Origin of the sequence: Rhizobium sp. rho-13.1 (assembly GCF_007000305.1) — a bacterium.
In the GTDB taxonomy this organism is placed as follows: Bacteria; Pseudomonadota; Alphaproteobacteria; order Rhizobiales; family Rhizobiaceae; genus Rhizobium; species Rhizobium rhododendri.
In genome coordinates this window covers 748,625-773,812 of record NZ_SCFL01000002.1, presented here as the reverse complement: position 1 = coordinate 773,812, position 25,188 = coordinate 748,625, and the positions used below count along the sequence as shown (strand labels likewise).

The 25,188-nt window shown below is 62.2% G+C and carries 27 protein-coding genes; 10 read left to right on the top strand and 17 right to left on the bottom strand.

Going from position 1 to position 25,188, the window contains the following annotated elements:
- The first annotated feature begins 170 nt into the window (after nucleotides 1-170).
- Both EQW76_RS10170 and EQW76_RS10165 read left to right on the top strand, forming a co-directional pair.
- Nucleotides 171-1,085: an MBL fold metallo-hydrolase gene (locus tag EQW76_RS10170; RefSeq protein ID WP_142824244.1), complete on the top strand. Its 915-nt coding sequence runs from the start codon at nucleotides 171-173 to the stop codon at nucleotides 1,083-1,085.
- Nucleotides 1,086-1,115: 30 nt separating this feature from the next.
- On the top strand, nucleotides 1,116-1,577 hold the full coding sequence (locus EQW76_RS10165) for a DCC1-like thiol-disulfide oxidoreductase family protein (RefSeq protein WP_142824472.1): 462 nt from the start codon (nucleotides 1,116-1,118) through the stop codon (nucleotides 1,575-1,577).
- A 3-nt stretch (nucleotides 1,578-1,580) separates the two neighbouring features.
- Here EQW76_RS10165 and EQW76_RS10160 read toward each other — a convergent pair whose 3' ends face one another.
- The 3 genes from EQW76_RS10160 to EQW76_RS10150 all read right to left on the bottom strand — a co-directional run bounded on the left by EQW76_RS10160 (nucleotide 1,581) and on the right by EQW76_RS10150 (nucleotide 6,049).
- Nucleotides 1,581-2,501: a DUF1499 domain-containing protein gene (locus EQW76_RS10160; RefSeq protein ID WP_142824243.1), complete on the bottom strand. Its 921-nt coding sequence runs from the start codon at nucleotides 2,499-2,501 to the stop codon at nucleotides 1,581-1,583.
- Nucleotides 2,502-2,588: 87 nt separating this feature from the next.
- Nucleotides 2,589-5,255, bottom strand: a complete 2,667-nt coding sequence (ppdK, locus tag EQW76_RS10155; protein WP_142824242.1) for a pyruvate, phosphate dikinase — start codon at nucleotides 5,253-5,255, stop codon at nucleotides 2,589-2,591.
- A 161-nt stretch (nucleotides 5,256-5,416) separates the two neighbouring features.
- The gene (locus EQW76_RS10150) at nucleotides 5,417-6,049 is read right to left on the bottom strand and encodes a CatB-related O-acetyltransferase (protein ID WP_142824241.1); all 633 of its coding nucleotides are present in this window, start codon (nucleotides 6,047-6,049) and stop codon (nucleotides 5,417-5,419) included.
- Nucleotides 6,050-6,288: 239 nt separating this feature from the next.
- On the opposite strand from EQW76_RS10150, the gene EQW76_RS10145 reads away from it, so the two are divergent.
- A complete protein-coding gene (locus tag EQW76_RS10145) occupies nucleotides 6,289-6,720 on the top strand; it encodes a hypothetical protein (RefSeq protein ID WP_142824240.1) in 432 nt (143 codons plus the stop codon).
- Nucleotides 6,721-6,979: 259 nt separating this feature from the next.
- Here EQW76_RS10145 and EQW76_RS10140 read toward each other — a convergent pair whose 3' ends face one another.
- The 7 genes from EQW76_RS10140 to EQW76_RS10110 all read right to left on the bottom strand — a co-directional run bounded on the left by EQW76_RS10140 (nucleotide 6,980) and on the right by EQW76_RS10110 (nucleotide 15,805).
- Entirely contained in the window at nucleotides 6,980-8,470 is a 1,491-nt protein-coding gene (locus EQW76_RS10140; protein ID WP_142824239.1) for a diguanylate cyclase, read from the bottom strand.
- Nucleotides 8,471-8,598: 128 nt separating this feature from the next.
- Nucleotides 8,599-9,492, bottom strand: a complete 894-nt coding sequence (locus EQW76_RS10135) for an MBL fold metallo-hydrolase (protein ID WP_142824238.1) — start codon at nucleotides 9,490-9,492, stop codon at nucleotides 8,599-8,601.
- Between the two features lie 507 nt (nucleotides 9,493-9,999).
- Nucleotides 10,000-13,458, bottom strand: coding sequence for a chromosome segregation SMC family protein (locus EQW76_RS10130; RefSeq protein ID WP_142824237.1), 3,459 nt, complete (start codon nucleotides 13,456-13,458; stop codon nucleotides 10,000-10,002).
- A 396-nt stretch (nucleotides 13,459-13,854) separates the two neighbouring features.
- Nucleotides 13,855-14,550, bottom strand: a complete 696-nt coding sequence (locus EQW76_RS10125) for a DsbA family protein (protein WP_142824236.1) — start codon at nucleotides 14,548-14,550, stop codon at nucleotides 13,855-13,857.
- A gap of 211 nt (nucleotides 14,551-14,761) precedes the next feature.
- Nucleotides 14,762-15,034, bottom strand: a complete 273-nt coding sequence (locus tag EQW76_RS10120) for a type II toxin-antitoxin system RelE/ParE family toxin (RefSeq protein ID WP_142824235.1) — start codon at nucleotides 15,032-15,034, stop codon at nucleotides 14,762-14,764.
- Complete coding sequence (locus EQW76_RS10115) at nucleotides 15,018-15,242, bottom strand: DUF6290 family protein (protein ID WP_142824234.1); 225 nt, start codon at nucleotides 15,240-15,242, stop codon at nucleotides 15,018-15,020. The genes EQW76_RS10120 and EQW76_RS10115 overlap by 17 nt, the downstream gene beginning before the upstream one ends.
- Before the next feature lie 62 nt (nucleotides 15,243-15,304).
- Nucleotides 15,305-15,805 carry a DUF721 domain-containing protein gene (locus EQW76_RS10110; RefSeq protein WP_142824233.1) on the bottom strand — a complete coding sequence of 167 codons (501 nt, stop codon included), beginning with the start codon at nucleotides 15,803-15,805 and terminating at the stop codon, nucleotides 15,305-15,307.
- Between the two features lie 99 nt (nucleotides 15,806-15,904).
- Here EQW76_RS10110 and mutY point away from each other — a divergent pair, with 99 nt between their 5' ends.
- The 3 genes from mutY to EQW76_RS10095 are packed head-to-tail and all read left to right on the top strand — an operon-like array spanning nucleotide 15,905 to nucleotide 17,985.
- Nucleotides 15,905-16,984 (top strand): A/G-specific adenine glycosylase, encoded by a 1,080-nt coding sequence (gene mutY, locus EQW76_RS10105; RefSeq protein WP_142824471.1) that lies wholly within the window; start codon nucleotides 15,905-15,907, stop codon nucleotides 16,982-16,984.
- A 16-nt stretch (nucleotides 16,985-17,000) separates the two neighbouring features.
- The gene (locus EQW76_RS10100) at nucleotides 17,001-17,615 is read left to right on the top strand and encodes an HAD family phosphatase (RefSeq protein ID WP_142824232.1); all 615 of its coding nucleotides are present in this window, start codon (nucleotides 17,001-17,003) and stop codon (nucleotides 17,613-17,615) included.
- A gap of 4 nt (nucleotides 17,616-17,619) precedes the next feature.
- Entirely contained in the window at nucleotides 17,620-17,985 is a 366-nt protein-coding gene (locus EQW76_RS10095; RefSeq protein ID WP_142824231.1) for a nuclear transport factor 2 family protein, read from the top strand.
- 114 nt (nucleotides 17,986-18,099) lie between these two features.
- Here EQW76_RS10095 and EQW76_RS10090 read toward each other — a convergent pair whose 3' ends face one another.
- Entirely contained in the window at nucleotides 18,100-19,233 is a 1,134-nt protein-coding gene (locus EQW76_RS10090; RefSeq protein WP_142824230.1) for a site-specific DNA-methyltransferase, read from the bottom strand.
- Between the two features lie 144 nt (nucleotides 19,234-19,377).
- On the opposite strand from EQW76_RS10090, the gene EQW76_RS10085 reads away from it, so the two are divergent.
- Nucleotides 19,378-19,674: a nucleotidyltransferase domain-containing protein gene (locus tag EQW76_RS10085; protein WP_142824229.1), complete on the top strand. Its 297-nt coding sequence runs from the start codon at nucleotides 19,378-19,380 to the stop codon at nucleotides 19,672-19,674.
- Nucleotides 19,675-20,022, top strand: coding sequence for a HepT-like ribonuclease domain-containing protein (locus tag EQW76_RS10080; RefSeq protein WP_142824228.1), 348 nt, complete (start codon nucleotides 19,675-19,677; stop codon nucleotides 20,020-20,022).
- A gap of 5 nt (nucleotides 20,023-20,027) precedes the next feature.
- Here the strand turns inward: EQW76_RS10080 and EQW76_RS10075 are convergent, their stop codons facing one another.
- Nucleotides 20,028-20,390, bottom strand: coding sequence for an antibiotic biosynthesis monooxygenase (locus tag EQW76_RS10075; protein WP_142824227.1), 363 nt, complete (start codon nucleotides 20,388-20,390; stop codon nucleotides 20,028-20,030).
- Nucleotides 20,387-20,716 (bottom strand): NIPSNAP family protein, encoded by a 330-nt coding sequence (locus tag EQW76_RS10070; protein WP_142824226.1) that lies wholly within the window; start codon nucleotides 20,714-20,716, stop codon nucleotides 20,387-20,389. The genes EQW76_RS10075 and EQW76_RS10070 overlap by 4 nt, the downstream gene beginning before the upstream one ends.
- A 71-nt stretch (nucleotides 20,717-20,787) precedes the next feature.
- Between EQW76_RS10070 and EQW76_RS10065 the strand changes: the two genes are divergently transcribed.
- A complete protein-coding gene (locus tag EQW76_RS10065) occupies nucleotides 20,788-21,501 on the top strand; it encodes a helix-turn-helix transcriptional regulator (RefSeq protein ID WP_142824225.1) in 714 nt (237 codons plus the stop codon).
- On the opposite strand, the gene EQW76_RS10060 is transcribed toward EQW76_RS10065, so the two are convergent.
- From EQW76_RS10060 to EQW76_RS10050, 3 genes are all read right to left on the bottom strand, one after another.
- Nucleotides 21,468-21,860: a DUF1284 domain-containing protein gene (locus tag EQW76_RS10060; RefSeq protein ID WP_244615279.1), complete on the bottom strand. Its 393-nt coding sequence runs from the start codon at nucleotides 21,858-21,860 to the stop codon at nucleotides 21,468-21,470. The two genes, EQW76_RS10065 and EQW76_RS10060, sit on opposite strands and share 34 nt — an antisense overlap.
- A 32-nt stretch (nucleotides 21,861-21,892) precedes the next feature.
- Nucleotides 21,893-22,477, bottom strand: coding sequence for a biotin transporter BioY (locus EQW76_RS10055; protein ID WP_142824223.1), 585 nt, complete (start codon nucleotides 22,475-22,477; stop codon nucleotides 21,893-21,895).
- Between the two features lie 176 nt (nucleotides 22,478-22,653).
- Nucleotides 22,654-23,322: a GntR family transcriptional regulator gene (locus tag EQW76_RS10050; protein ID WP_142824222.1), complete on the bottom strand. Its 669-nt coding sequence runs from the start codon at nucleotides 23,320-23,322 to the stop codon at nucleotides 22,654-22,656.
- 158 nt (nucleotides 23,323-23,480) lie between these two features.
- On the opposite strand from EQW76_RS10050, the gene EQW76_RS10045 reads away from it, so the two are divergent.
- The gene (locus EQW76_RS10045; RefSeq protein ID WP_111217934.1) at nucleotides 23,481-24,173 is read left to right on the top strand and encodes an HAD family phosphatase; all 693 of its coding nucleotides are present in this window, start codon (nucleotides 23,481-23,483) and stop codon (nucleotides 24,171-24,173) included.
- An 85-nt stretch (nucleotides 24,174-24,258) separates the two neighbouring features.
- Here EQW76_RS10045 and EQW76_RS10040 read toward each other — a convergent pair whose 3' ends face one another.
- The gene (locus EQW76_RS10040; RefSeq protein ID WP_142824221.1) at nucleotides 24,259-24,882 is read right to left on the bottom strand and encodes a hypothetical protein; all 624 of its coding nucleotides are present in this window, start codon (nucleotides 24,880-24,882) and stop codon (nucleotides 24,259-24,261) included.
- Between the last annotated feature and the right edge of the window lie 306 nt (nucleotides 24,883-25,188).

Sequence of the window (25,188 nt, the reverse complement as noted above, 5' to 3'; positions counted from 1 at the left end):
ACCGTGTCGCCGAACCGAGGCCTGATTAGCAAAGCGGAGCCGCCGTCACAATCACTAAGTTTTGCAAGGCAGCATATTTTTCTGATGTTCGGGGGGCGCTATGCTAGGGCGGGAGGGGAAACGTACTATGGATCGTTCGGCCTGCTCCGGGCGAAAACTGGCAGAGTGACATGGCAAGCCCCGATTTCGACCGCTCCTTCGATCCCGGCTATGGCCGTGGTGTGCCTGTGGCTCCCGGCGTCGAGCGGCTGACGGTCGAAAATCCCAGCGCCTTCACCTTTCATGGGACCAACAGCTATATCGTCGGCGCCGGATCATCGGTCGCGGTCATCGACCCCGGGCCGGACAGTGCTGCCCATTTCAAAACGCTGATGGCGGTGCTTGCCGGCCGCACCGTCAGCCATATCCTTGTCAGCCATACCCACCGCGACCACTCGCCGCTGGCACGGCGACTGCAGCAGGAAACGGGCGCGCTTACCGTCGGACAGGGACCGCACTGGGCCGCACGCCCGCTGCATGAGGGCGAAATCAATCCCTTCGCTGAGAGTGCCGACATGGATTTCGTGCCCGATATCACGGTGGCCGACGACGAGACGATTTTCGGTGACGGCTTTGCGCTGACGGCGCTTTTGACGCCCGGCCACTGTGCCAACCATGCCTGCTTTGCGCTGGAAGGATCCGGCATCGTGTTTTCGGCCGATCACGTCATGGCCTGGGCCACCAGCGTGGTAGCCCCGCCCGATGGGGCGATGGCCGATTACATGGCTTCGCTCGAGCGCTTGCTGTCGCGCGACGACAAGATCTTCTTTCCCGGCCATGGCGGGCCGGTGCGAGAACCGGCCTCTTTCATGCGCGGCCTGCGCACGCACCGGCGGATGCGCGAAAGGGCGATCCATGAGCGCATCAAGGCCGGCGACCGGCTGATTTCCGACATGGTGCGGGCAATCTACCGCGATACCGATGTTCGCCTGCATGGCGCCGCTGCGCTTTCCGTGCTGGCGCATCTGGAAGATCTGGTGGAGAAGGGAGTGGTCGCAACCGACGGCCCGCCGTCCCTGCTCGGCACCTACCGCCCGGCCGCCTGAGGCTCACACATATTGGCCCGCACAAAAAGGATGACCATGGCGCGCACAAGAGACTTCAGCTATCGCGACGATGCTGCCGTTCCCGATTTCGACGACGGACGGCCGATCATCGTCTTCGACGGCCATTGTGTGTTCTGTTCGGCCTGGGTTCGCTTCGTCCTCAACCAGGACCGCAGGGATCGCTACCGGTTCATCGCCGCGCAGACGCCGCTCGGCGATGCGCTCTATAGGCATTACGGCCTCGAGACCCGCGATTACGAGACGAACATGCTGCTCGAGAACGGTCGTGCCTATCTGAAATCCGATGCGACGCTGCGCGTGCTGGCCGGGCTCGGCCTGCCGTGGTCGCTGGCCGGCGTGGCGCGCATCGTTCCACGCGGATGGCGCGATAGGCTCTATGGCTTCATAGCCCGACACCGCCTCGATATCGCCGGTCGCCTCGAAAGCTGCTATGTGCCAACGCCGCAGGAGCGGGCGCGGTTCCTGTCATAGCGCTTAGTTACCGGCGATGCCGAGAAGCTCCGCATCCAGCGCCTTCAGATAGGCCTCGGCCACGCCGGCGCTGACGCCCAGATCATGGGCGCCGTAGCGCGATGCGATGCGGATATCGACCAGCGTCGTCTCAGCCTCCTCGTGCAGGCGGATGACCACGTCGAGCGGCAGGCCGATGATTTTCGTCCGTGTCTCGCCCTGCAGCGTCACGTCGGTGACACGCTGTATCAGCGCGGCGATCGGGTCCTCTCCTTCCAGCACGCCCTCCGGCCGCTTCATCGGGATGGGGCCGATATCGGGCGCCATGACAATCGGCCCGCCACGCTGCGGCTTGACCGGCAGGTCGTCGATGGTGGGGTCGCGGATCTCCGTGCCTTCGGCCCTGACGAAGGCGATGCCGCGTTGTCGCGCGACTTTCCGCACCGCCAGCAGCACACGGTCCATCGCCCCCTCGTAGCGCCGGCCCGTCAGCTCCGGATAGGCTACGCCCTGCGCCTCGCGGGTGGCGGGCGTGATCCTTGCGTCCCTTGAAAGCCAGAGCGCATCGACGCGCGGCTGGGCAAGCCAGGCCGGCGGATTGGCAAGGTCGGTGGTCACGTCGAAAAGCTGCGGACGGGTGACGTATCGTTGCGTCGCAAGGCCAAGCAGCGCCAGCGGCAGGGCGGCATAGACCAGCGCCTTCATCGACGAGACACCGGCAACCGCGCCGGTTCTCCAGAGCTGCGCCAGGCCGATGACAGCCAGAAGCACTGCCACGGCTGCAAGAGCTGCCGACACCAGCAGGAAAAGGGCGAGATAGGGCGTGGTCAACGGCCCGAAGCGATGGTCGAGCAACGCCAGGATGCACAGCACCAGCGCGAAGGCGGCGACCAGTCGCGCCGCTTTTGCAGCACCGGAGATAGGTCGATCGAAACGAATGGTCATCGGGGGCTCATCGGATCGGCGGCCGGAAAGGACAGTATCGAGCCTCTGTTTAGAGCACGGTTCTGGTAAACGAAACGCCTCGCATCGTCACTTCCGTCCCTTGATCGTCGCCTGGGCGGCCGCAAGCCTTGCGATGGGCACGCGAAATGGCGAGCAGGAGACATAGTCGAGATCGATCGATTCGCAAAAATGGATCGAGGCGGGATCGCCGCCATGTTCGCCGCAGATGCCGAGCTTGATGTCGCCCCGGGTGCGCCGGCCGCGCTCCGTGGCAATCTGGATCAGCTCGCCAACCCCATCGAAATCCAGCGAGATGAACGGGTCGCGCTCGATGATCCCCTTGCGCTGATAGGTGGGGATGAAGGCGGCGGCATCGTCTCGCGACATGCCGAAGGTCGTCTGGGTAAGATCGTTGGTGCCGAAGGAGAAGAATTCGGCAGCCTCGGCGATGACGTGGGCCCTGAGGGCTGCGCGCGGCAATTCGATCATCGTGCCGACGAGATAGTCGATGCTCATGCCCGCCTCGCCCATCACTGCGGCGGCAACCGCATCGATGCACGCCTTGACGTAGTCGAGCTCGGACTTGAGACCGACCAGCGGCACCATGATTTCCGGCACCACCGCAGCCCCGGTCGCGCGCGCCGCTGCGACCGCCGCCTCGAAGATAGCCCGGGCCTGCATCTCGACGATTTCGGGGTGGGAAATCGCCAGCCGGCAGCCGCGATGGCCGAGCATCGGGTTGAATTCATGCAGCGCATCGACCCGCTGGCGCAGGAAGACCGGCGATATGTTCATGGCGGCGGCGACTTCGGCGATCTCGGCGTCGGTCTTCGGCAGGAATTCGTGCAGCGGCGGATCGAGCAGGCGGATGGTAACGGGCAGACCGTGCATGATCGCGAACAGCTCGGTGAAATCCGAGCGCTGCATCGGCAGCAGCTTGTCGAGGGCGGTGCGTCGTCCGGCCTCGTTTTCGGCAAGGATCATCTCGCGCATCACATGGATCCGGTCGCCCTCGAAGAACATGTGCTCGGTGCGGCAAAGGCCTATGCCTTCGGCGCCGAACGCCCGTGCGGCGCGCGCATCGGCCGGCGTGTCGGCATTGGTGCGCACCGTCATGCGACGTGTTCCGTCGGCCCAGGCCATGATGCGGGCGAAATCGCCAGAGAGAGCCGGCTGGGTCATAGGCACCGCGCCCTTGACGACGTGACCAGCCGAACCGTCGATGGTGATGATGTCGCCACGTCCGAACGACATGCCGGCGGCGATCAGCCGCTCGTTGCGGACATCGAGGCGGAGATTGCCGGCGCCGACGACGCAAGGGATTCCCATGCCCCGCGCCACCACGGCCGCATGGCTGGTCATGCCGCCGCGCGTGGTGAGGATGCCCTCTGCCGCGTGCATGCCGTGGATATCTTCCGGGCTGGTCTCGACGCGCACGAGGATGACCTTGCGGCCTTCCGCCCTTGCAGCCACCGCTTCATCGGCGGAAAAGACGATAGCGCCGGTGGCAGCGCCGGGCGATGCCGGCAGGCCGTTGCCGATGACTTCGCGATAGACGCGCGGATCGATGGTCGGATGCAACAGCTGGTCGAGCGTCGAGGGATCGATGCGGATAACGGCCTCGTCCTCGCTGATGATGCCCTCCGCGACCATATCGACGGCGACCTTCATCGCCGCCTGCGTCGTGCGCTTGGCGACGCGGGTCTGCAGCATCCAAAGCTTGCCGCGCTCGACGGTGAATTCGATGTCCTGCATGTCGCGGTAATGAGCCTCGAGCTCGGCGCAGATGCGGCTGAAGCTGGCGAAGGCTGCCGGCATCAGCTTTTCCATCGACGGGCGGTCGGAGCCGGAGGCGATGCGGCCAGCCTCGGTGAGGCTCTGCGGCGTGCGGATGCCGGCGACCACATCCTCGCCTTGCGCCTTGACCAGGAATTCGCCGTAGAGCTCCTTGTCGCCGGTGGACGGATTGCGCGTGAAGGCGACGCCGGTTGCCGATTCGTCGCCGAGATTGCCGAACACCATCGCCTGGATGGTGACGGCGGTGCCCCAGGCTTCCGGAATATTGTGCAGCAGCCGATAGGTGGCGGCGCGCGGGTTCATCCAGCTGGCAAAGACGGCGCCGACCGCACCCCAGAGCTGGTCATGCGGATTCTGCGGAAAGGTCTTGCCGAAATCCTCCTCGATGACGGCCTTGTAGCGGACGACCACCGCCTGCCACTCGCCGGCTGTCAGATCGGTATCGAATTCGTGACCGAGCCGGCCCTTCTCGTCCTCGAGGATTTCCTCGAAAACCTCATTGTCGATGCCCATGACGACATCGGCATACATCTGGATGAAGCGGCGATAGCTGTCCCAGGCAAAGCGCGGATCGCTGGAATCGATTGCCAGCGCCTCGACTGCCTCGTCGTTGAGGCCGAGATTGAGCACGGTATCCATCATGCCTGGCATGGAGGCGCGGGCACCGGAGCGCACCGACACCAGCAGCGGACGCTCGGCGCCGCCAAACCGTCGCCCGGCAATCGCCTCCATCTGTGCAAGGCCCGCCATGACCTCGCGCTTCATCTCGTCAGGAAAATTGCGGCCATTGCCGAGGTACAGGCAGCAGGCATCGGCAATGATGGTGAGCCCCGGCGGCACAGGCAGGCCGAGGTTGCACATTTCCGCCAGATTGGCACCCTTGCCGCCCAGAAGCTCGGGATCGCCGGCCCGGCCTTCCGCCTTGCCGTCGCCGAATGTGTAAACCCACTTGACCATTGCGCACGCCCCTCAAAGGCCAATCGTAATCGATCCCCGAAGAATTGAAAGGCGACAAATACGGCAGAATGTTGCGATGCGGTATAAAAGATGGTCGCAGCAGCTTCGGGCACGAGGAAGATAACAGGATGCGGTCCCCGCAAACTGCGCTTATCTCATTCTCAAGCAGTTTTTAGAGCATCGAGGTCGCCATTTTCGAGCGCGACCAAGTTCGCTTCGATTTTTTCGACCGGCCAATCCCACCACGCAATATCCAGAAGCGCGCTGATGACTTCTTCGGGGTATCGCATCCGAATGACCGCGGCAGGGTTTCCTCCTACAACGGCGTAAGGTGGAACGTCTCGAACGACCACGGACGCAGCAGCGATGATCGCTCCAGCGCCGATGTGCACACCCGGCATGATAGCAGCATTATGGCCGATCCATACGTCATGCCCGACAACGGTATCCTTCACCGGCAGATCTTTGTATCCGAAGGTCTCGGGGCTAAAGATACGGAATGGATAGGTTGTGAGGCCCGCCATCGGATGGTTGGCTGAACTGGTGATAAAATAGGCACCTCTCGCGATCTGGACAAACTTGCCGATGATCAGCTTCTCGCGGACGCTATGCCCGAGGTAGGGAGCAAGTATTTCGGCAGTGTCTTCAGGCTTGCCGGAGTGCGTAAAATAGCTGTACTCGCCGATCTCCATGCGCGGATGGCTGACAACGTTTTTAAGATAGACAGTATCGCGATACAAAGTTCCGTCAGGCAGAGTGATGGGATTGATTGCATTCGCATCGAGAAGAGGCATATGGACACCGTTCAGTACGAGGCCAGCGCGGTAGGAGCCGCAATGTTATTTTCCACGACCGAGGAAATCCATCGCGCCACCAAAATGCTTTCATCAATAATCTGAATAGCGATCCTACAGCGTCGCCAGACGCAGTCCGCAGCGACAAACCGTCCGCCTCCCGACTAAATCTCGATCCCGCTCGAACGAAACGGCGTCCGCCGGGTTAACTGGTGCTATCAACGCACGAGGAAAACCCAATGAAGTCCATTATAGTGACCGGATTAGCCATCGCCGCATTGACGACATCGGCCTTTGCCCAGACGGCTTCGCCGCAGCCGGCGCCGCCTGTCCCTCCGGCAGCACAGGAAAAAATGGCGCCACCGCCGCATTCCGCAGTGCCGGAAGTCATGAGTGACGCGAACGATGCTCCACCACCGCCAATGCCAGGTCGCGATGCGCCGCCGCCGCCGCCGCCCGGCCCTCGCGAGATGGGCCGCGAGATGGGTATGAGCGGGCACCACCGTCCGCCACCGTCGAAGGCCGCACATTTCCGGATCGAGGACGGTCGGACGAAGATCGATGTCAAATGCGCGGACGACGAACCGACCAAGGTCTGCTCGGATACGCTGATGCAGATCATCGAAAAGATGAGCGGCTCGTCTGACCGATCCAACGACGACCAGTACTGAGCACAAGCGCCCGGCTTGCTCCAAGGCGAGCCAGAAGCACGAGCCAGAAGCATTGGAACACTGTCGGGCTCAGCCGGCGGTGTTCTTTTTTTGACATCGACCTCTCAGCCCACCATGCGTACCTTGTCGGTCGATTTGAACGACGCTTTTGCGGCGAATGCCTAGCCATGCCGGCAGTGAAGATTGTTTCGCGTCAGTCCTGTGCACTGACATCGCTCCATCATCTACCTTCGCGGGCGACGCAGCGTCGAGGCAAATCCTACAGTCCCAGCGACTCCTGCCACTTCTCGGGGACATGTGCCTGGGCGGTGCCGCGCTGGGTCTGTTTTGCAGCATAAAGGGCGACGTCGGCGCGTTGCACCAGATCGCTGCGGCTGGTGACCGTGTCGTCCAGCCAGCATATCCCGATACTGCCGGAGATGTGCAGCAGCCCCTTCCCCTTGGTGACGGTGTGCCTCAGGTCGGAAAGCAAACGCGAGAGCAGGTTTTCGAAGTCGGCGACATCGGCCGGGTCCGAAACGACGACGACGAACTCGTCGCCGCCAAGCCGCGCGACAAAGCAGCGGGAGAGATACGGTGCTTTTAGCCGCTCGCCGATGAGACGCAGAAGGTCGTCTCCGGCAAGATGGCCGCATTGATCGTTGATCGCCTTGAAACCATCGAGGTCGATCAGCAGCAGTGCTAGAGTTTCATTGTGCGCCCGCGCATGATCCAGCCGCTCGTCGAGAACGAGGTTGAATTGCGCCCTGTTTGCCAGCTGGGTCAGATCGTCGGTTCCGGCGATGCGGCGGAGCGACTGCTCCATATGGTATCGAGCCGTGACGTCCTGAAAGACGCCGATCAGTGCCACCGGCGTGCCATCGCGGATCTCGACTTCACCGAGGCATCGCACCCTGCGGGCATTGGCTTTTGCCGTGATGAAGTCGGTCTCGACTTCGAAGGGTTCGCCTGTCTGGAGTGCCCGCTCGATGGCGGCAGAGACGGTTTCGCGGGCATGCGGCGGATAAAAATCCAATGCCTTTTCAAGCGGCGGCATCTGGCCCACCGGCAACTCGTGAATGGCGAAAACCTGATCGGACCACTCTGCCCGATTTTTGCCGAGAACCAGCCGCCATGAGCCGATGTTGGCCATGCGCTCGGCCTGTTTGAGCTGTCTTTGCTCGCGGTAGAGACTGCGGACGAGGCCTTCGCTTTCATCGGCAATCTGCGCGGTGAAAAGTGCGGTCAGTCGTGCATCGATGATCGATTCCACCAGATGCGCAATATCTGCGATGGAAGCAAGTTCTTCCGCACTGAGGACACGCGTCTTTTCGTCGACGACGCACACGGTGCCGATCGCCACGGACACATCGCTGCCGTAGGAGATTTTAGCGCGTATCGGCACGCCGGCATAAAAACGAATGTGAGGCGCACCTTTCACAAGCGGATGTTCTGCGAAACGCGGATCAACACTGGCATCCGGCACGATCAACGGCTCTTCCAGCGCGACCGCAGTCGAGCAGAACGAATGTTCGCGCGGTGTATCGGTAAACTGTACGCCGGCACTCGCCTTGAACAACAGGCGATCGGAGCCGACGAGAGAAAGCAGGGCGACGCTGCAGCCGAGGGTGCGTCGCGCCATCGAGACCAGCACATCGAAGTCACGTTCGGCCACTGGATCCAGCAAACCCAGCATCTCCAGCGTTTCGAGCCTGAGCCGCTCGGAGTCGAGCCTTCCTTCCTCTTTTGGTTTAACGCAATGATTTTTCATGCAAAAACACTATCCGTGAATAGTTACGAAAACACTTATATTCTCATTTCTTATCCGCAAGGATCACGACAGGAACGGATGATTACGGGACAAGTTTCAGTTGCCGGATGGCGATTGGATAAATGGTCTCACCTTTCCGGCTTGCTGCCCGACAGGACGGCTACGATGTTTTCGGCATGGACTGATTCATAGGGCGCGAAGTACAGGATTGCGCCGGTTGCGATGTCATCCGCGACAAAGCTTGCAAGATCATGATCCGGATCCATTTTCCCGGCCGCGACGTCGCTCATCGCGATGAGATATCTGCGGTTAGCATCGATCAGCGTGGGCTCGTAGCCACCGCCGGCGATGCGCTCCAAGGCTCCGTGATTGGGGAGAATGCGCTTGATCGGCAATTTGCGCATGCGCTCGAGTTCGCGGATGTGGGTGGCAATATTCTGCGGCTCGGAGATGTAGGTAACCGTGTCTTCCAGCGTATCACCGGCGAGCAATATGCCCTCATCCGGCAACCAGAGGACATTGCCGTCGGCGCTATGGATGTCGAAATGGTGAAGTTCAATGCGACGCTTGCCGACCGCCAGCTCGAGTTTCGTCTCAAAAAGCCGGGTGGGCATGACCACAGGCGCAATGGGTGGATCGCCGTTCTCCAGCTTTTCGCGATTGGCCGCCATCGCATCAGCAGTACCCTTCAGTGCAACGATCTCGCAATCGGCAAACGCGGCGTTACCGGCGATATGGTCGGTGTGCCAATGGCTGAGCACGACGCGGATCGACCGTGCACCCAGCGCCTCCAGATGGTCGCGGATCGCAGCGGCGTGGGCCAGCGACATGTGGGTGTCGTAGACCAGCGCCTCGACCCCATCGAGGATGGCATAGGAGGCAATCCCCAGCGAATAGGCCCCGTCGTCAAGCCAGTTCGGCCTGTCCGAATGAAGCCGCCTGCCCTCAATCCGTCCGTCGTAATAGGCAAAAATGCCGGGATAGGGTTCGCCAACGCGGAGCGACGCAGTGAAATCAGACATCGGGTTCCTCCGGTGGTGGGTTCCGCTTTGCCGCGCGAGTGCGACTTCGAACGGCCAGCTAACTTTATCGATCACCGCACCATAAAAAAAGCCTCCCAGAACGGCGTACCGCTACTGCGAGGCTTTTGCGACCGGTCAGGGGAAACCGGTTGTTTTGAAGCAGAGGTCAACTGCCGGACAGATAACGGTCCGGCGGGAAAACAGTTCCATCTCACTTAAAAGCCCAACAATCAGTGAGATCGACTCCGAGCCAGACACGAACGTTAACTATCAGAGAGCACACCATCCCGTTACCAGAATGGACGCTTCCGCGCCGACCGCGTGGCGCGCTGCAGCCTTGACGGCGACCATTTCGAAAATGACGGCGACCGACTGCGGGCGCTGTGCATTGCCGGCTGGACACCCCATCGGGAGTTATGACTGCTCGTCGCATCGGTCTTGCGGACTGTTGTCTCGATGGTCTCGCCGGGCCATCCGCCGTGATGGCAATGCAACCAGACCTCCGGCTCACGCGCTTTCGCGCAGCCGTTCCGCGGTTTGCAGATCGACGGAGACGAGTTGGGAGACGCCTTGTTCGGCCATGGTGACGCCGAAGAGGCGGTCCATGCGGGCCATAGTGATCGGATTGTGGGTGATGACGACGAAGCGGGTGTCTGTCGAGGCGGACATCTCGTCCATCAGATTGCAGTAGCGCTCGACATTGTGGTCGTCGAGCGGGGCATCGACCTCGTCGAGCACGCAGATCGGTGCGGGGTTCGTCAGAAAGACGGCGAAGATCAGGGCCATCGCCGTCAGCGCCTGTTCGCCGCCAGACAGCAGCGTCATGGTCTGCGGCTTCTTGCCAGGCGGGCGGGCGAGGATCTCGAGGCCGGCCTCGAGCGGATCGTCGGATTCGATAAGCTGCAGCTCAGCCGTGCCGCCCCCGAACAGATGGGTGAACAGCCGCTGGAACTGGACATTGACGATATCGAAGGCAGCAATCAGCCGTTCGCGGCCTTCGCGGTTGAGGCTCTGGATGGCGCCGCGCAGCTTGCGGATGGCGTCGATGATATCGTCGCGCTCCTTGATGAGCGCTGCCAGCTTGTCGCTGAGCTCCTTGCTTTCTTCCTCGGCCCGCAGGTTGACGGCGCCCAGCCTCTCGCGCTCGATCTTCAGCCGGTCCAGCTCGCGTTCGACTTCGCGCAGGTCCGGCTCGCCTCCGGTCGGGTTGCCGGCAATCCGCAGCGCCTCGTGCGGGGCGACGTTGAGGGCCTCGCGGATGCGGGCTTCGCTTTCCAGCCGCCTTTCGCGGGCAGACATCAGCCTTTCCTCGGCCCGGCCCCGCCGCTCGCGGCTTTCGGCGAGCTCGGAGAGCGCCGTCGTCGCCAGTTTGTCGGCCTCGCGCTGGACGATGTCGGCCTCGGCCAGGCGGTCGGCAGCCCCACGCCTGACTTCCTCCATCTTCTGCAATTCGCTCATTAGCGCCCGGCGCTTGTCGTCGAACTCATCGGGCGCAAGCTCCAGTTCGGCAGCCTCCTCGCGGGCCTCAGATTCGCGGTCGCGCAGCGTCTGGATGTGGCCGTCGGCGCTTGCCACGCGCTGGCGCCAGGTCTCGCGTTCCTGGCCGATCGCCATCAGCCGGCGCTGGCGTGCCTCGTTCTCGCGGTTAAGGCCCTCGTAGCGGGCGCGCGCCTCGGCCAGCACGCCACGGTCGGTGGCAACAGCCGCCTGCTGGTCGCGCAATTGCGCGTCGATGACGGTGAGGTCGGGTGCATCCTCGATCTCGATCCGGGCATTCTCGTCCTGGATGGCCAGATCCTCGATCTGCGCCTTCAGCTGGCTTACGGCCTCATTGAGAACGTCGCGACGACGAATGAGATCGCCAGAAGCGCGTTCGGCGGCCACCAGTGCATCGCGGGCCTCCGTCAGCTGGCGGGCCAGGATGCGGCTACGGTCGCGGGCTTCCGTCAGGCGGCGTTCCTCGGCACGGATTGCGTCGGCTGCAGCCGCCAGCAGCGCCTCGGCTTCCGCCAGGATTTTGGCGGCGAGCTCGACTTCCGCCTGCAACTCGGCAAGCCTGTTTCGCTGGGCGAGCCTCAGGGCTGCAGCGCTCGGCGCATCGGCGCCGGTGATATGGCCGTCCCAGCGGAAAACAGCGCCTTCGCGGGTGACCAGCCGCTGGCCGGGCTTGAGAACTGCCATCAGCCTGATTGCATCGCCACCGGCGACGAGGCCGATTTGCCGGAGCCGGCGTTTCAGGGCCGGTGGTGCGCCGACATGGGCGGTCAGCGGCACGGCACCCTCGGGCAGGTCAGGATCGTTGGAGCCATCGCCGTTATCCGACCAGTGGGCAGGCGCGCCTGGATCGAGCGGCGTATCGAGGTCGTCTCCGAGCGCTGCCCCCAGCGCCGTCTCGAAGCCGCGATCGACGCTGATATCGTCGGCAACCGGCGGAAAGCCCCCGGCAGCGCCGCCGCCGTCGAGCATGCGGGCAATGGTGCGTGCCTCGGTTTCGAGAGCGTTGAGGCGGGTGCGGGCCTGCTCTACCGGAGGGCGGGCCATGGCCTCGGTGCCGCGGGCTTTTGCCAGCGCCGCCTCGACAGATTGGGCGGCAGTTTCGGCATCCTCGACACCGATTTCGGCGGCCTCGACCTGCTCACGCCGCTCGACCGGATCCGGCAGACTTGCCATCTTCTCAGCGATGGTTGCAAGTTCGCCGTTTGCCTCGGCCATCTGCCGCTCAAGTCGCATCTTGCGGTCGCCGAGATCGCGGATGGCGCGCTCCAGCTGGTTGCGGACGGCGGCAGCCTCGGCGCGCTCCGCCGTCAGCCGGGCGAACAGCCCTTCGCTTTCGGCAAGCGTCGTGGCTGCGGCCTCGAATGCGGTGCGGCTCTCCTCCGATAACCGGCCGGAATCGGCGAGCATGTCCGAAAGCTCCGCCTCTTCGGCATCCAGGCGCTCAAGGATGGCGGCATTGTCGACCACCAGCTGTTCCTCGCGCCTGATGTCTTCGCCGAGCTGGGCCAGCCTGCGCATCAGTTCGTCGCGACGGCGCAAAATGCGGCCGACGTCTTCCTCCAGCTGGGTGCGGGCGATCTGCAGACGCTGCAGACCGGCGGCGGCTTTGGCCTCGGCCTCGCGCAGCTCCGGCATCTTCAGACTGGCGACGGCCTGCGCCTTTGCCGCTTCCATCTGGGCCTGCGCCTTTTTCACCACGACGACCGTCGCCTGGTTCAGGGCGCTCTCGCCCTCACCCTCGGCCTGCTTGGCCTGCACCCATCGAATATGCAGCAGCAACGCCTCGCGAGCGCGGATATCGGCCGACAGCATCTTGAAGCGGTTGGCCTGGCGGGCCTGACGCTTCAGGCTCTCGATCTGGCTATCGAGCTGGGTGGTGACGTCGTCGAGCCGTTCGAGATTGGTTTCGGCAGCGCGCAGGCGGAGCTCGGCTTCGTGGCGGCGGGAATGCAGCCCGGAAATGCCGGCGGCTTCCTCGAGCAGTTGGCGGCGTGCCTGGGGCTTGGCTTGGATCAATTCACCGATGCGCCCCTGGCCGACCATTGACGGCGAGCGGGCGCCGGTCGAGGCATCGGCGAACAGCAGCTGCACATCCTTGGCGCGGGCTTCCTTGCCGTTGATCCGGTAGACGGAGCCCTGCTCGCGCTCGATGCGGCGGGTGATCTGGATTTCATCGCTGTCGTTGAAGGCGGCGGGTGCGGTGCGGTCGGCATTGTCGAGATAGAGCGCCACTTCTGCCGTGTTGCGTGCCGGACGGTGGCCGGAGCCGGAGAAGATCACGTCGTCCATGCCTGACGCGCGCATGTTCTTGTAGGAATTCTCGCCCATTACCCAGCGAAGGGCTTCGACGAGATTGGACTTTCCGCAGCCGTTCGGCCCGACAACGCCCGTCAAGCCGCCCTCGATGACGAATTCCGAGGGTTCGACGAAGGACTTGAAGCCGACGAGACGGAGCTTGTTGAATTTCATTGCAAGGCCGGGGTGGTGTACCCGCCTCTGTCAGCTCGAGTGAGATGAAAGACATGCAGGGGGGGCAGGACGCCGGGCTTCGAGTGGAAGCTGCAGGGTGTCACACCATCATCCCTCATTCCTGTGCTTGTCACAGGAATCCAGTGCGCCCAAGTCCTTGGGCGCGAGAGGTCGTTTTTCGATTGCAGGAGAGTCTTCTCAAGGCGCAGACGCGCCTTGGCTGGATTCCTGTGACAAGCACAGGAATGAGGGGAGGAAACAGCGCAGCGTGAAGTGAACGGAACCTTGCCGAAACTTTGCCATAGGCTGCCGACGCGCCTCGAGAACGGTCCGACTGGGAAGCAAATGACGGGCGCAGCACGGCCGCCGCTGCCCGTCATTGAAACGTGGCGCGGGTCAGAGCATGCTGTCGATGATGGCCGACATAGAATCAACCGACATGTCCCCGGAGTAACGCTTCCCGTTGATCAGGAACGTGGGTGTGCCGTTGACGCCGAAAGTGACGCCGCGTGCCCGCACGGCGTTTATATCATCCACAAGTGCGCCGTTGTTCAAGCAGGCTTCGAAGCTGTCCTGTGTAAAACCGGCGATTTTGGAGATTTGAAGCAGCGAAGCGCGAACATCGGTGACCGCGGGACCAGCCCACTGCATCTGCTGCTTCATAAATGTCTCGAGCAGCGGCACGGATGGGCCGTTCGGGGCGCAGCGTACCAGCATGAAAGCGGCATAGGCTGCCGGATCCTGGTCCTGGCTGGCAATCGGGAATTCGCGGATGATGAAATAGACCTTGCCGGTGTCGATATACTTGGTCTTGATCGGATCGAAGGTGGTGGCTGCGAAATGGGCGCAATGCGGGCAGGTCGTCGACATGTATTCGATGATCTTGACCTTGGCGTTTGGGTCGCCCACCGCCATGTCGGGCGACTTGCCAGGCTGCAGCGCCTGCGCCATGTCGACCGTGCCTTCCGGCGTCGGAGCAGTCGCGGCAAACGCAGTGCCGGCACCGGTCGCGGCCAGCGCCATTGCGAATGCGCCAAGGGCAGCACCGCCGAGAAGATGGCGTTTGGTCAGAAGCATGTCGGACATCGGCATATATCACCCGTGTTGAGAGAAGATCGTCTGTTGATATCTGCGATATAACGGCTCCGCGCCGCGAACAAGGCAGGGGACCGGAACTTTCTTCAAAGAATTGTGACCGGTGGGGCGAATACGCGTTTGCTGTGGGAGGATTATTTTAGGCCATGCAGTCCGACAAATGTTCCCGGACCGACTTTTGCCACGGCCCGATGATCGTTCCTTTCGATCAGCGGCGATAGACGTCCTTCCGATTGCCAATGCGGACGACCAATATCCGGACAGTGCCGTCGTCTATGTCGACAATGATGCGATAGTCTCCAACACGATACTTCCAGAAGTTTCCAAGTTCCGATCCGCGAAGCGCCTCCCCTATCGACCGGGGGTCCTCGAGGCTGGCGACACGGGTGTGAAGGAAACGGAGTATCCTTTTCACGCTCTCATGGTCGAGCTTTTCAAGATCGCGTTCCGCTGACCGCTGGAACTCAATCCTCCACGCCATGGCGCGCCATCAACTCAGCGAGAGAAATACTATCACTGTCGCCTCTACGGAATTCTTCGAGCCTTTGCTCGGCGACGTAGAGGTCTTCCAGATCGTCCAAGTGTTCCAATATCGCTTGACGCGCATAGAAGCTCTTGCTCCGCCCGGTGCGTTTGGCGAGTTCATCTAGTCTTGCTTCGATTTCAGGCGGCAAACGCAGGGCAAGCATGGACATATCTCCCGGTGCTATACGTGTATAGCACCGGTGTCCGCAGACGCAAAGCGTCCAGATTATTTGCCGGTAATGCGCTTGCCCAGCACAGCCGTCCCGAGCCTCTGGACGGCGGCTCGCAGCTTGTCGCCTTCGATGCCCTCCATCATCCCCTCGAGCTTCACCGCGGCGGCGCCTTTCAGCGGCACCGGCGCGCGCGAGCGCTTGGCGTGCTGGGAGACCGGCTTCTGGATGATGCGGATCTGGTGCACGGCGGCAAAGCCGAAGAAGCCGTTGATGCGCTGGATCAGCTCGCCCTGGGCGTGGGTGAGGAACAGGGCGCGGGCACCTTCGCACGCGATGGTCAGCACGCCGGGCTGGTAGCCGCCCTCGCCCGGACCGTTACGCTTGGCCCAGGCGATCTTTTCAGGGCGGGTGCAATCGGCAAAATCGGCGCCGACTATATCGTCCCAGGAGCCGAGCAAGGCGGTGCTGATTCCGGCCCGGCGCGCCAGCACCGGATCGATCAGGCCATTCGCCACTTCGGAGATCTGCTTGGCGCCTTTGCGGGGATAACTCATCGACAGCACGCCTCGGGGGTCATTGTTTGGCGCTGCGGACCTTGATCCGCCGACGCAGCTCGGCCAAGTATAGGCCATATCTCCCTGATGCGGCAAATGATGACCTTGAAACAGCTTACGCCTCCGTCCGCCGCAGTGCTTCTTGCCTGGTACGACCGGCATCACCGCGACCTGCCCTGGCGTGTCTCGCCCTCGATGGCAGCGCGCGGCGTTCTGCCCGATCCCTATCACATCTGGCTGTCGGAAGTGATGCTGCAGCAGACGACAGTCGCGGCAGTAAAGGCCTATTTCGCCAAGTTCGTCAGTCGCTGGCCGACGGTGGGCGATCTCGCGGCCGCTCCTGTCGACGACGTCATGGCTGCATGGGCAGGCCTCGGATACTACGCCCGGGCGAGAAACCTGAAGAAGTGCGCCGATGCCGTCGCCGGCGAGCACGGCGGGCGCTTTCCTGATACGGAAGAAGGATTGCGTGCCCTGCCGGGCATCGGCGACTATACTTCGGCAGCGGTCGCCGCCATCGCCTTCGACCGGCAGGCGGCAGTCATGGACGGCAATGTCGAGCGCGTCATCTCCAGGCTCTATGCCATCTCCACGCCCTTGCCGGCGGCAAAACCGCTGATGAAGCAGAAGGTGGTGGCGCTGACGCCAGCGGTCAGGCCCGGCGATTTCGCCCAGGCGATGATGGACCTCGGCGCGACGATCTGCACACCGAAGAGGCCGGCCTGTGCGCTCTGTCCGTTCAATGGCAGCTGCGAGGCTCTTGCGCTGCATGACCCGGAGCATTTTCCGGTGAAGGCGGCGAAAAAGACAAAGCCGGTTCGCCAGGGTGCGGCCTTCGTTGCGGTCAACGATGCCGGCGAAATCCTGCTGCGACGGCGGATCGACAGCGGCCTGCTCGGCGGCATGACGGAGGTGCCTACAACAGCGTGGACGGCGCGGATCGACGGCGACATGACTGTCGATGCAGCACCCTTTGCCGCCAACTGGCAGGCCTGCGGCACCGTCGTGCACGTCTTCACGCATTTCGAGCTGCGGCTTTCGATTTTCCGCGCTTCCGTCGGCGCCAGATCCAAAAGCAATGACGGATGGTGGGAGCCGGTTATAAATCTTGACGCACAGGCCTTGCCGACCGTCATGAAAAAAGCGATCGCCCAGGCTATTCCCCGTGCTTTCGATTAGCGCATGAGAGGTTTCGATGACGCCCCAGATACAGCATATTGTTTTCGACATCGGCAAGGTCCTGATCCACTACGATCCGGACCTCCCCTTCGCCCGTGTCATTCCCGATGAGGCGGAGCGCAACTGGTTCTTTGCCAATGTCTGCACCCACGAATGGAATATCGAGCAGGACCGGGGCCGCACGTGGCAGGAGGCAGAGGACCTACTGATCGCCGAACATCCCGAGCGCGCCGAGCAGATCCGCGCCTTTCGCAAGCACTGGCACGAGATGGTGCCGCACCACTACGAAGACAGTGTCGCGATCACGGAGAAACTGATTGCCGAGGGCCGCGATGTGACGCTGCTCACCAACTTCGCCTCCGACACCTTTCGCGAGGCTCAGGAACGGTTTCCGTTCCTCACCAAGACGCGCGGCGTCACGGTGTCGGGCGACATCAAGTTGATCAAGCCGGACGTGGCGATCTACGAGACCCATGCGAAGAGCTTCGGCCTCGATCCGGCATCAACACTCTTCATCGACGACTCGCTGGCCAACGTCGAGGGCGCCAAGGCTGCCGGCTGGAACGCGGTCCATTTCACCGGCGCGGACAAGCTGCGCGCCGATCTTGCAACATTTGGCATCGAGGTTTGAGACCATGCAATTCGACCCGGCAGAACGCATCGAACTCTTCCATGAGGCCGTCAATGGCATGGACTATGCGGCAATGGAGCGGTTTTTCGCGCCCGAGGCCACCTATGTCTCGAACGGCGTCGGCAGCCTTGTCGGCCGCGAGGCGGTGCTTGCGGCCATCCGCCAGTATTTCGAGACTTATCCGGATCAGGTGGGCATCAACAGCCTCGTCGAGACGCTGACGCCGCTTTCCGGCCGCGCCGTCTGGTCGGTGCGGGCGACCCACGCGGTGACTGGCAAGCCGCTGGTGCGCGAAGGCGAGGAAACGATCATCTTCAACGAAGACGGCCAGGTGGTCAGCGTAGAAGTCACCGATTATCAGGCGTTCTGAACCAGGGACTAAAATGCAGGACGCCCAGGGTTTGTGACCCTGGGCGTCTTCGCGCCGCCTGCCGCAACTGGAGGTACAATCGGCAGGCGGTGAGCGTGGGACCCAGCGAGGCCGTCAGGCTTCGGCTTTCGCCAGATCGGCGCGGATGATGGAACGGAGTTCGTCGATCGGGCGCAGGGATTTCCCGTCGTCGAAATGCCAGAAGGTCCATCCGTTGCAGGCGTCGAGACCCTGAACTTTGGCGCCAAGGCGATGGATCGAGCCGGCGTCGCCGCCGGATGCAACCGTGCCGTCGGCGCGGACGATGGCGCTGTAGCGGCGACGGCTGTCGGTCAGGACCTGTCCGGGGCGGATCATGCCGTTCTCGACCAGCACGTTGAAGGCGACGCGCACCTCCTGCTTCTTGCCGGTCATGACGACGAGTTCCGCCTTGCCGAGCGTATCGACCGCAGCGATGCGGGCTGCGGCGTGGTCGATATATTCCTGCTCGCGCTCGATACCGACAAAGTGACGTCCGAGGCGCTTGGCGACGGCGCCCGTGGTGCCGGTGCCGAAGAACGGGTCGAGTATGATGTCGCCGGGCTTCGACGACGCCATGATGACGCGGGCCAGCAGCGCTTCCGGCTTCTGGGTGGGATGGGCCTTCTTGCCGTCCTCACCCTTCAGCCGCTCGCCACCGCTGCAGATCGGGAAGAGCCAGTCGGAGCGCATCTGGACGTCGTCGTTCGACGCCTTGAGGGCATCGTAGTTGAAGGTATAGCCCTTGGCCTTGGCGCTCGGGCTCGCCCAGATCATCGTCTCATGGGCATTCTGGAAGCGACGGCCCTTGAAGTTCGGCATGGGGTTGGTCTTGCGCCAGACGATGTCGTTAAGGATCCAGAAATTGAGATCCTGCATCATCGCGCCGACGCGGAAAATGTTGTGGTATGAGCCGATGACCCAAAGGGTACCGGTCGGCTTCAAAACGCGGCGGCAGGCGAGCAGCCAGGCGCGGGTAAATGCGTCATAGGCCTCGAAGGAGGCGAACTGGTCCCACTCGTCATCGACCGCATCGACCAGCGACTGATCGGGACGGTGGAGCGCGCCGCCGAGTTGCAGGTTGTAGGGTGGATCCGCAAAGATCACGTCGACGGAATGGGTGGGCAGGGCCTCCAACGCGGCGACGCAGTCGCCCTTGATGATCGTGTCGATCCAGGACCCCGGCCTCTCGGAAATCTTGAGGTCGGCAAGCGGGAAAACTGACGCCATGGGATACTCGCTCTTACGCTTACGCATTACGCTTTAACTGTCCGGTATGGTTACCTAAGTTGGTTACCAAACCCTGAAGCGCGGATCGATTTGGGAATTTATTTCGGCGTGGAACGAGATCGGCTTATTTGCTATGATGCCGCCATGACCCGAGATGAGGCCATCGAAGCGTTGAAACAGCAGGCTGATGCGCTGAAGGCGCTCGGCGCGACCTCGCTTTTCCTGTTCGGCTCGGTAGCCCGGAACGAGGCGGGCCCGACGAGCGATCTCGATGTGTTTATTGATTATGACAGGACAAAGAAATTCTCGTTAATCAATCTTGCCAGCATAAAGCTTCTTCTTGAGGACGCGCTACCCACCGACGTCGATGTTACCACGCGCAACAGTCTGCATCACAAGTTAAAAGACAGAATAGAAAGTTCAGCAATACGGATATTTTAGATGGCCAGAGATATTCAACTTATTTTCGACGATATACTTGGAATGATAGATTTTATTGAAAAGACTGTGGCGGGAAGAAGCCGTGAGAAGGTCATGATGGACCTCCTCACCGAGCTCGGCCTTCAACGAGCAATAGAAATTGTCTCGGAGGCAAGCCGTCATATCCCTGAAGAGCTCAAGAGGCTCACACCTGAGATCGAATGGCAAGCGATCCGAGCGATTGGAAATATCTTGAGGCACGAATATCATCGCATCGCCGACGAGATTATCTGGGACACAATTATCGGCGACGTCGCCGGCCTGAGGAGTGCAATCCATAAGATGAGAGCACAAACAAAAGCTGCTTAGAATCCCTACCAAGTCGTATTTCCTACCCCACTCCTCTCGCGGCTATCTTCCGGCACCTCCGTCCTGTCCTTCATCCCGTAATCACGCACGACGTGGCTGACGCGCAGGCGATAGTCCGCGAAGATGTTGTTGCGGCCGGCTTTTTGGGCGGCGCGGTGGACTTCGAGGTTTCGCCAGGTCTTGACCGCCTCCTCGTCGCGCCAGAAGGACAGCGACAGGAGTTTGCCGCGCATCGCCAGGCTTTCGAAGCGCTCGATCGAGAGGAAACCGTCGATCTTTTCGAGTTCCTCCCTGAGGTCGCCGGCAAGATCGAGATAGGTGTGGCGTTCGCCGAGATAGGGCAGGACTTCGAAGATCACGGCGATCATGGCTGCACCTTTGCCGCGTGCGGCAGCGATACGTTCTTCAGGAATATCCTGTCCTCCTTCAGGATGAAGCGCTCGCGCCTGGCAAAGGCATAGTTTTCCCGGCCGATAGGGTCTGCGGCCAGCCTGGCGCGGTAAGCCTCATAGGCGGCGAGATTTTCGATGGAATAGACACCGAAGGCTGTCGTTGCCGAGCCCTCATGCGGTCCAAAATAGCCGATGAGATCGGCGCCGCAGCGCGGAATTGCCTGGCCCCAATTGCGGGCATATTCGGCAAATACCTCGCGGCCGAAGGGGTCGATTTCGTAGCGGATGAAACAGGTGATCATGGTGACGCTCCTTTTCTGCCCCATCGTTCTGGCATGTTGCGAAACGACAATGCTTCGGCTACGGTCGAAGTATGAAAGAAGGACCGGACATCGCACAGATCGGCGCGCTCATTGGCGATCCCGCACGCGCCAACATGCTGACCGCGCTGATGGGCGGCAAGGCGCTGACAGCAACCGAGCTTGCGGCAGCGGGCGGGATTACCGTCCAGACGGCAAGCTCGCATCTGGCAAAGCTGGAAGCAGGACGGCTGCTCGCTCAGCGGAAGCAGGGTCGCCATCGCTATTTCACACTGGCCGACGACAGCGTCGGCAAATTGCTGGAAAGCATCATGGGATTTGCGGCCGGTCGCGGGCATCTGCGCCATCAGCCGGGGCCGAAAGAGCCGGCGCTGCGAAAGGCGCGTATCTGCTACGATCATCTGGCCGGCGACTACGGTGTGCGGATGCTCGACAGCCTGATCGCCAGCGGATCGATCGACACGCTCGGCGACGGACTGTCGTTGACAGCGACGGGTGAAACCCGCCTCCGAGATATCGGCATCGATGCGTCGCTGCTCAAGGCATCGCGGCGGCCGGTCTGCCGCTCGTGCCTCGACTGGAGCGAACGGCGGGCGCATCTGGCCGGCAGCCTCGGCAAGGCGCTGCTGAGCCAGTTTCTCGACGAAGGCTGGGCGCGTCGCGCGGAAGGCAGCCGCTCGATCCTGTTTTCCGCCGCCGGAGAGCGGCAGTTTCTCAAACACTTCCCCGTGGATCAATTGGCGGGATCGACGAGTATTCCGGAATAGCAGCCGGAGGCGATGCGGCTGCACAGCCCGTCCCACTCGCAACCGCTACAGGCCTGCCGTATCGTGCCCTCTGCAAAAGCCGTGCGAAGGGCGGCAAGCAGCGCGGCATCGGGCAGCAGCGTTGACCCGGGCCTGACCTTGCGACCCAGCAGCGCCGAGATGGACGCGGCTGCTGCGTTATCCCGGATATCCACGCTGGCAAGGAGGCAGTGGGCATCCGGGCCATCCAAAAGGGGCGCGCAGATGTCGTCCGGGCCGGAGACGAGCAGGATGTCCTCGCCTTCCGTCAACCGCCGCGCGATGCTGCGGTAGTTCTTGGTGAAGGCCGGATCGTAGCCCTCACCAATAAAGGTCAGCATGCACAAAAGGTGATGGAGCCGAAGCCTGACCGTCAATTCTCGTCAGTCTCGCTGCTCCGATTGCCGAAGCCCATCAGGATCGCCGCAGCAAGGGCAGATTTGAGCACGCCGCCGAGGATAAACGGTGCAACGCCGAACAACCAGCCCTTCTCTGCGCCTATCAGCGCTGCCAGCCATGCGCCGCCGATGGCAAGGCCGAGGAAATTGGCGATGAGATGGGCGAGGAAGCTGCGGACATAGCGGGCACCGGTCCAGCCTTTTTCGGCAAGCCAACCGGCCAGAGCCACGATGATCGGAAACGAGACGAGATAACCGGCGGTCGGCCCGAAGAACGGCGCAAGTCCGCCAGCACCGCCGGCGAGCACAGGAAGACCGACGGCGGCTTGCCCGAGCCAGGCAAGCACCGTGACTACGCCCAGGCGCCAGCCGTACAGCGCGCCGATCATGGTGATGGCAAAGGTCTGCATGGTGATCGGCACCGGCACCATCGGCACCGAGAGGCGCGATGCGAGGGCGAGGACCATCGTGCCTGCCAAGACGAAAAGCGCCTGCATCGGGCGCGACTGACTGCCAAGCCGCAGTGGATCGAAATTCGAGATGGCGTGGGACTGGGACATGATTGCTCCATATTATAGATAATTTCAGTGACTATCTATTTTATGCGCAAGACTTCATGGATGCGCAAGTGCCATAGACGAGTTTTCCCGCATCGAGGCAGCATTCGGTCGCAGGAATTCACATACCCAAGCCTCGAAAAAGACTGGCAGACACACGATTATCTATAATTTTGGAATCAGCCGACGATGACGAAAATTTCCTGCGGGGTGCCGCCGGGGGCGCGCGATGGTGCCTTGCCGATGCGCAGGACATGCTGCCCGAGGATCGCCGCGGCATCGTCGGCCCTGCCATGACGCAGGGCCGAGAGAATAGCGCGGTGATCCTGGTCTGTGCGCGTTTCCCAGCCGGATTGCCAGGCGGAGAAGAGAAAGCGGGCGCTGGCGGCGTGCAGGTCGTCGATCGCGGCGAGCAGGCGCGTCATACCGCAAGGCGTCAGGATGAGCCGGTGGAAGCGGCGGTTGGCAGCCTCCCAGGCGCGGACGTCTGCAGCCGCGTCGCCCTCCCGCGTCGCCTCTTCGGCGGCATCGAGTATCGCCGGCGTCAGATGCGGCGCGGCATGCTTGAGGGCAAGCCCCTCGAGGGCGGCGCGCATCTCGGCCACTTCGCGGACTTGCCGCAGATCGAAGGAGGCGACCCGCACGCCGCGGCGCGGCTCGCTGATGGCAAGCCCCTGCGCCTCGAGCAGGCGAAAAGCCTCGCGCACCGGCACGTGGCTGGCGCCGAACTCCTCGGCGATGTGGTCCTGCCGAAGACGCAGGCCGGCCGCAAGTTCGCCATGGATGATGCGCTCGGCAAGCACCCGGCTGATGCGGTTTGCGATGGTGTCGTCTTTTTCCCGGGCCATGCGGCGATCCTTACTGAGGCACCGGAGCCTTGTCGAGAAGAGAAAGCCTCCCCTCACCCGCAGGCCAGGCATGCCCGCGCGTCGGTTGAGCTTTCGGACCCCGTCGTGTAAAGCCGCACCATCTCATCCAAAGCTGCTCATCCAAAGGCTTGATCGACATGAACACTGGCTTCGACCTCATCATCTTCGACTGCGACGGCGTCCTCGTCGATTCGGAAATCATCGCGGCGGAGGTCGAATCCAAGCTGCTCACCGAGGCAGGATACCCGATCAGCGTCGAGGAAATGGGCGAGCGCTTCTCGGGCATGACCTGGCAGAACATCCTCTTCGAAGTCGAGCGGGAAGCGAGCATTCCGTTTTCGGCGTCGCTGCTCGAACGCTCGGAAAAACTTCTCGACCTGCGCCTTGCCAACGACGTGACCGCCATTCCCGGCATCGAACTGGCCCTGTCACGCATCGATCTGCCGCGCTGCATCTGCTCGAATTCGAGTTCTGCGCGTCTTGAGATGATGCTGACCAAGGTCGGCCTGCACTCCTCCTTCGCGCCGCATATCTATTCGGCCAAGGATCTGGGCCCCGACCGCGTCAAGCCGAAGCCGGACATCTTCCTGCATGGCGCAGCGCAATTCGATCTCTCGCCGTCGCAGGTCGTCGTCGTCGAGGACTCCGTCCATGGCGTGCACGCCGCCCGCGAAGCAGGCATGCGGGTAATCGGCTTTACCGGCGCCTCCCACACCTACCCGTCGCACGCCGACCGACTTACCGATGCCGGTGCTGAAACCGTGATTTCGCGAATGACGGACCTGCCGGGCGTCGTTGCAGCCCTCGCCGAATGGGACGGCGTCCTTTAGGATTTCACCGCACTAAAAAACCGGCCGCAATGCTTGCGACCGGCTCCAGTGGCTTCGATAAACGCCGTTATAATTGCGACGGCCGTTATTTTCTCTTGCGAACGGTGCGGGCGGTCTTGGTCGGGGCTGCGGGCGACTGTTCGAAGCTGACGTAGACGCTGACGAAGCCGGCCGCGCCGCCGGTCACGTGGATCTTGTTGTCGGTGTAGAGAAACTGCGCCGAGCCCTCGCCGGGCGGGATCGAGGCCTGGTAATTCGTCGTGTCGCTGTAGAGCACTGTCTGGCCATCCATGACGGAAACCTTGATCGGCAGGTTGACGCTGCCGGAACCGCCCATCGGACCCGCAACGAGGCGGCCCTGCACGACCACCGTCATGTTGAGCGCCGTACCGTCGGTGGTGCACTGGCGTGTGCCCTGCACCAGAGACGCCTGGTAGGCGAGCTGCGATGCATCGTCCTTGGCGCCCTTGGCGTAGGTCTTGTAAATCGCACCCTCGTCGCGAATGACGATTTGCGGGCACTTTCCGGCGACATAGGCCTGACCCACTGGCTGGGTGGCAGGCGTGGCGGATGCCGCTCCCTCCGGCGCAACGCTGATCTGCGTTGCGGGGTCCTTACTGTCCTTGCTACCGAGCCCAAGCGAGCTGCAGCCGCTCAATGCTGCTGTCAACGATACGGCGAGAAGTAGACGCGAAGCTCTGCCTGACACGATAAATCACCCTGTACACAATATGAATTTGCCAAGCCCGGGTTGAATTGCGGGCCTTTCATCGCACTTGGCGATGGTCTATATCAGCGGCGCTTCGAAAAATCGATTGGGTACGCTTCGTTTTGGTTCAATTTTCGAAATCCCTCCGCTGCAACGGCTTCCGGCGCGCTTCGACGGAGGCGTGCACAATCGTACGGTTGCGAAAACCAGGCCGCGGATTTGGCGCAAAAAGGCGCATCTACGGGCCGTTTCCGGCATAGACTTCAGACAACCCATCTTCCGTCCGACCGTCCACATCAGAGGTAA